Source organism: Sphaerochaeta sp. UBA5836, assembly GCF_002432845.1.
Lineage (GTDB): Bacteria > Spirochaetota > Spirochaetia > Sphaerochaetales > Sphaerochaetaceae > Sphaerochaeta.
The window spans coordinates 1-4,862 of sequence record NZ_DJGW01000069.1 but is presented as its reverse complement, the minus strand read 5'-3'; the positions used below and the strand labels follow the sequence as shown (position 1 = coordinate 4,862).

The window sequence follows — 4,862 nt, the reverse complement described above, 5'->3', positions numbered from 1 at the left end:
CGAAGAGGTACACAGAAAAGAGTGCTGATAAGGCCATATGAAATTACAGAAGGAATCGACGATAACCCCTTCTGTTTGATAGATGCAAAGAGACCTGACTTCACAAGTTCTTACCTGCAGTTCCTCATTGGGATTATTCAGACGGTTATGACGCCGCAGGATGAGGTGCAATGGGCCCGTCTTTTTAGTAATCCTCCTTCGAAAGAGCAGTTGTTTCATGCGATGCAAAAGGAACAGAGATATTTCGACCTCGTCGGTGATGGAATACGTTTCATGCAGGAGCCAACCTTGCAGGCGGGATTAAAGCCTATAGCAAATTTACTGATCGACTCACCGGGAGAAAATACACTGGAACAGAATACCGATCACTTCGTGAAGCGCGACAGTGTGAAAGGTATGTGTGAGGCTTGCACAGCCGCTTCCTTATATACACTCAATACGAATGCTCCTGCAGGTGGTGCCGGAATACGAACCTCCTTGCGTGGGGGAGGTCCTCTTACAGTCGTAATAATCCCCGATGGATATAACGCAGCCTATGATACGTTGTGGCATTTGATTTGGTTGAACGTGCTTATTGCTAAAGATTTGGAGAGGACAAACTGTACTCTTTCGCTACAAGATTCAGCAGCAAAATTTCCATGGGCGGGAGATATCAGGATAAGCAAGGAAAAAGGGACTGAAACAACAGCCAAGCACATACATCCGGTTCAAACGTATTGGGGAATGCCAAGACGGACAAGATTGAACACATCTGAGATAAAACAGGGTACTTGTGATGTGTGTGGAGCTGAAAATGCAATGCTTTATCAGAGCTATGAATCACTTCCCTATGGCATCAACTATGGAGAGGGAATCATCCATCCACTATCGCCATACTACTCTGATAAGAATGGCCTGAAATTGCCTGTTCATCCACATCCAGGCGGCTTTACCTATAGACACTGGCCTCTCTATATCATGAGCAATAGCAGTACGAACCCACGGCCGATTACGTTGCAGGTCATAGACAAAAGATTGAATGACCTGGAAAAGATGAAGGTTGCCTGTGGTATACGTGTCAAAGTCTTTGGGTATGATATGGACAAGATGAAGGCACGTTGTTGGTATGAGTCCACGATGCCGTATTGGCTGATACCGGAAGAAAATCGTGAAGAATTGGTGGAATTTGCCAATCGTTTGGCTGAAGCAGCCAATGCTGTAGCAAAGAACACCAGCAATGCTGTGGAGGAGTCTTGGTTTGATACAAATAGCAATGCCCGGGGTGATTTGTCATATCTGGAGAATGAAATCTGGTCTTCAACAGAAAGCGAATATTACCGACTAATTCATATGCTAGAAGAAATACTGTGCCAAGAAAATGACACCCACCAGTCAGTTTTTGAGGGATGGGTAAGGTATCTGAACCGAATTTCACTGCAGATTTTTGATAAGTATGCAGATCAAGTTTCACTTGACTCAGGAAAAAGCAAGAGTGGAGTCCCCAGAGTAGTAAAGGCAAGGAATGATTTAATTTGGAATAACACTGGGAAAAAGATACGAGAAAAAATTTTGGGACTTCCCGCTAGGGAAACCAATAGTAAAAAGGAGGATATGTAATGGAAAGCCTTATTGATAATCGAAAGACGAATACATTTCCATTGGTGCTGGCTCAAGTTGTCAAGTGGTGGTCGATGTTGCAAGGTCCTCGCTTTACCGGGGAGAGGGCTATGTTGAGGAGGTTGAAAAGCCCCAATGAAGTTGTCATCCAGGGCAACTATTATACTTTGCTGGAATCAGTGCTTGAGCTTGAAGAAGCAGAAATATTTCGTGGTGCGATTACCTCCCGGCTTCCCCTGATTGCGGGGGTTCTTGCTCATGTAGAGCAAGACACCCCTGGCTGCCCGGTCGCCAAAGCGATGGGAATGAAGAAACAGGGAAGTGATCGACCTGTAATGAGTGATCTTCGTTTTAGAAGATTATTGCGAACCGAGGATGGTTCTGAGTTGTACATAATGATGATCCGCATCATCAGAATGCTTGGAAACAAGGCAGATGTAAAAGACTTAGTACAATCTCTCTATTTTTGGAATGATCAAACGAGAAAGAGTTGGGCATCACAATATTATCTACAAAAAGATATTTATTGATTATAAAAAGATTTAAATAGAAAGGAGTTAGGAAAATGAAAAAATTTTTGCAGATTCATGTGTTGACATCTTACCCGCCGGCTAATTTGAACAGGGATGACTTGGGTAGACCAAAAACAGCCATTGTCGGGGGAACAACGAGATTGCGTGTGTCATCACAAAGTTTGAAGCGTGCTTGGAGAACTTCTGATATTTTTGAACAGAAAATTGGAGGGACAAATGGCATCAGGACAAAGCGATTTGGGGAGACAATCTTTAAAGCTCTGGTAGAAGGTGGAATAAAGGAGGAACCTGCACTGCAATGGGCTCGCAGTATTGCCGGTAGTTTTGGAGCAATAAAGAGTGATAAAGAAAAATTCCCGAATAATCTGCAGATTGAGCAATTGGCTTTCATCTCGCCTGAAGAGCAAAAGGCAGCTTTGGATTTGGTAAAAGAATTGATCGATAAGCAGCAAGCACCCACGGAATCACAACTTAGGCTCCTTCGAGCGAATAACTCAGCTGCTGATATGGCACTGTTTGGACGAATGCTTGCAAAAGATCCTTCTTATAACATTGAAGCCTCAGTTCAAGTGGCACATGCTTTTAGTGTACAAAAGATTGTTGTTGAGGATGACTTCTTCACCGCTGTAGATGACCTTAACGAAGGAATAGAAGACCAAGGTGCTGGACACATGGGAGATACTGAATTCGCTTCAGGTGTCTTCTATACCTATATCAATATTGATAGGGAGCTGCTCCTGGACAATCTGAGAGGTTGTGCTGAACAAGCGCCAAGTGTGTGGAAAAACTCCATCGAGGGTTTGGTGGAATGCATAGCTAAAGTAGCTCCGACAGGAAAACAAAACTCTTTCGGTTCGAGGGCTTATGCCCACTATATCCTAGCAGAATTGGGAGATCAGCAACCAAGAACACTTTCCTTGGCGTTCATCAAGGATGTTGGTGGAGATATTGTTCAGGAGTCAATTCAAAAGTTGGAGAGTATGAAAGACAAAATGGACAACACGTATGGGCCCTGCTCTGACGAATCGTTTAAGCTTGACGTTATATCCGGTAAGGGGTCTTTTTCGGAACTTTTACAGTTCTGCGTCAAGGAGTGAGATATGGCAGCATATCTTGTATTTGATTTGTATGGTCCTTTTGCTTCATATGGAGATATTGCAGTTGGAGAATATAGACCCACATACTCGTATCCATCAAAATCGGCTGTGCTTGGGCTGGTTGCTGCTTCCTTGGGTATCAAGAGGAAAGATGAAACTAGACTTAAGGCGCTTGACGATGATTTGAGCACAGCTGTACTGGTTCTTCAAACTGGGCATCTATTGAGGGATTTTCATACAATACAAGTGCCTCCGGCTACTCAATTGAAGCACCGAACAGTCGCTACCAGAAAGGATGAATTGTCACTCAAAAAACAGAACACAATAATTTCTACGAGGGATTACCGAATGGATGCGTATTATCGAGTAGCTTTGTGGAGTGCAACGGGATCATCTGAGTTGATTGAAATTCAGAAAGCATTGTCATTACCGAAATTTTCTCCCTATCTAGGTAGAAAATCCTGTCCGCCTGCACTTCCCTTTAAGGCTGAAATCATTGACGCTGAAAATGTTCGCGATGCAGTGGTAAAGCCCAGTTTCAATCTTGAATTGTTGCAATTGCTAGGAAAAATTGACAGCAGGGCAAAGTTTCTATTGTATTCAGAACCTGCGCTTGGCAACAAGGATGGAGGGGTGCACCTGATTACTAAGAGGGATAGATTGGTTGGCAGGAGGAATTGGCAATACGGTGAAAGGGTGGAAATGGTTCAATATGTAGGAGGTGAAGATGTATTTCAGCAGAATACGAAGGCCTATTAGCAATGCACTCACTGAAGGGAATCTTCCTATACAGGCTGGAAACATCTATGAGGAGCATAAGTTTATATGGGGTCTGTTTCCCTTCGATAAAGAAGCCGAAAGGGATTTCTTGTATCGTCGCTTCGATGCTGAAGGTTTTCAACAGTTCTTTGTTGTTTCACAGAGAAAGCCCTTGGAGAGTCTGCATGCTTGGGAGGTTGCAATAAAATCTTATGAACCGAAGATAGATATTGGTACACAGCTGCACTTCAACCTTCGGGTGAATCCGGTTGTAACCAAAATGCCGGAAGGGCCTGGTTCAAAGAAAAGAAAGCGGGAAGATGTATATATGGATGCGCTTGCAAAGAGTAAAACAGTTCCTGAAGCTGAGAGATCTACAAACGCAGAAATTCTTCAAGAATGTGCGTTTCAATGGCTTTCTGAACGTTCTGAACAAAATGGCTTTGCTGTATCACAGGATTCTGTAATCGTGGAGGGGTATCAACGATTTGAAATTACTACCAAAAAGGATAATCACAAGATTCAAATGGGTGTAATCGATTATAATGGCATTTTGACTGTGACAGATTTTGGCTTATTCCGTAGGACGCTGTACCAAGGGTTAGGAAAGTCCAAGTCCTTTGGTTGTGGTTTGATGATGATCAAAAAGGTTTAGCCATGAAAAATGTGAATCTTCAAGTACTCCCAAAGTTTGAAGATTCCTGGTCGTATCTCTATTTTGAGAAAGGAACGATAGACCAGCATCAGAAGTCAATTGGGTTTCATTATCTTGATAGGGTAGTACCTATTCCGATAGAGACTCTGTGTCTTCTGATGCTGGGGCCAGGTACTTCAATCACCCATGAAGCAATTAAACTAGAATTCCCGCCTGGAATTT

At 43.2% G+C, this 4,862-nt stretch carries 5 protein-coding genes and 1 pseudogene; all 6 read left to right on the top strand.

The window, feature by feature from the left end; all coding sequences use genetic code 11:
• On the top strand, window positions 1–1,596 hold a 1,596-nt coding region (gene casA / locus B3F49_RS05485; protein WP_293909546.1), incomplete at its 5' end, for a type I-E CRISPR-associated protein Cse1/CasA.
• Window positions 1,596–2,126 carry a type I-E CRISPR-associated protein Cse2/CasB gene (gene casB / locus B3F49_RS05480; protein WP_293909543.1) on the top strand — a complete coding sequence of 177 codons (531 nt, stop codon included), beginning with the start codon at window positions 1,596–1,598 and terminating at the stop codon, window positions 2,124–2,126. The genes casA and casB, both read left to right, overlap by 1 nt.
• Before the next feature lie 35 nt (window positions 2,127–2,161).
• Complete coding sequence (cas7e, locus tag B3F49_RS05475) at window positions 2,162–3,226, top strand: type I-E CRISPR-associated protein Cas7/Cse4/CasC (RefSeq protein ID WP_293909540.1); 1,065 nt, start codon at window positions 2,162–2,164, stop codon at window positions 3,224–3,226.
• Between the two features lie 3 nt (window positions 3,227–3,229).
• Complete coding sequence (gene cas5e / locus B3F49_RS05470; RefSeq protein ID WP_293909537.1) at window positions 3,230–3,985, top strand: type I-E CRISPR-associated protein Cas5/CasD; 756 nt, start codon at window positions 3,230–3,232, stop codon at window positions 3,983–3,985.
• A complete protein-coding gene (gene cas6e / locus B3F49_RS05465; protein ID WP_293909534.1) occupies window positions 3,954–4,640 on the top strand; it encodes a type I-E CRISPR-associated protein Cas6/Cse3/CasE in 687 nt (228 codons plus the stop codon). The genes cas5e and cas6e overlap by 32 nt, the downstream gene beginning before the upstream one ends.
• A 2-nt stretch (window positions 4,641–4,642) precedes the next feature.
• Window positions 4,643–4,862: pseudogene (locus B3F49_RS05460) on the top strand (hypothetical protein); the annotation flags it as partial.

Excerpts from the sequence above, each read along its gene's own strand:
- casB (WP_293909543.1), top strand. The coding sequence starts at position 1,596 with ATGGAAAGCCTTATTGATAATCGAAAGACGAATACATTTCCATTGGTG.
- cas6e (WP_293909534.1), top strand. The coding sequence starts at position 3,954 with ATGTATTTCAGCAGAATACGAAGGCCTATTAGCAATGCACTCACTGAA.
- cas7e (WP_293909540.1), top strand. The coding sequence starts at position 2,162 with ATGAAAAAATTTTTGCAGATTCATGTGTTGACATCTTACCCGCCGGCT.
- cas5e (WP_293909537.1), top strand. The coding sequence starts at position 3,230 with ATGGCAGCATATCTTGTATTTGATTTGTATGGTCCTTTTGCTTCATAT.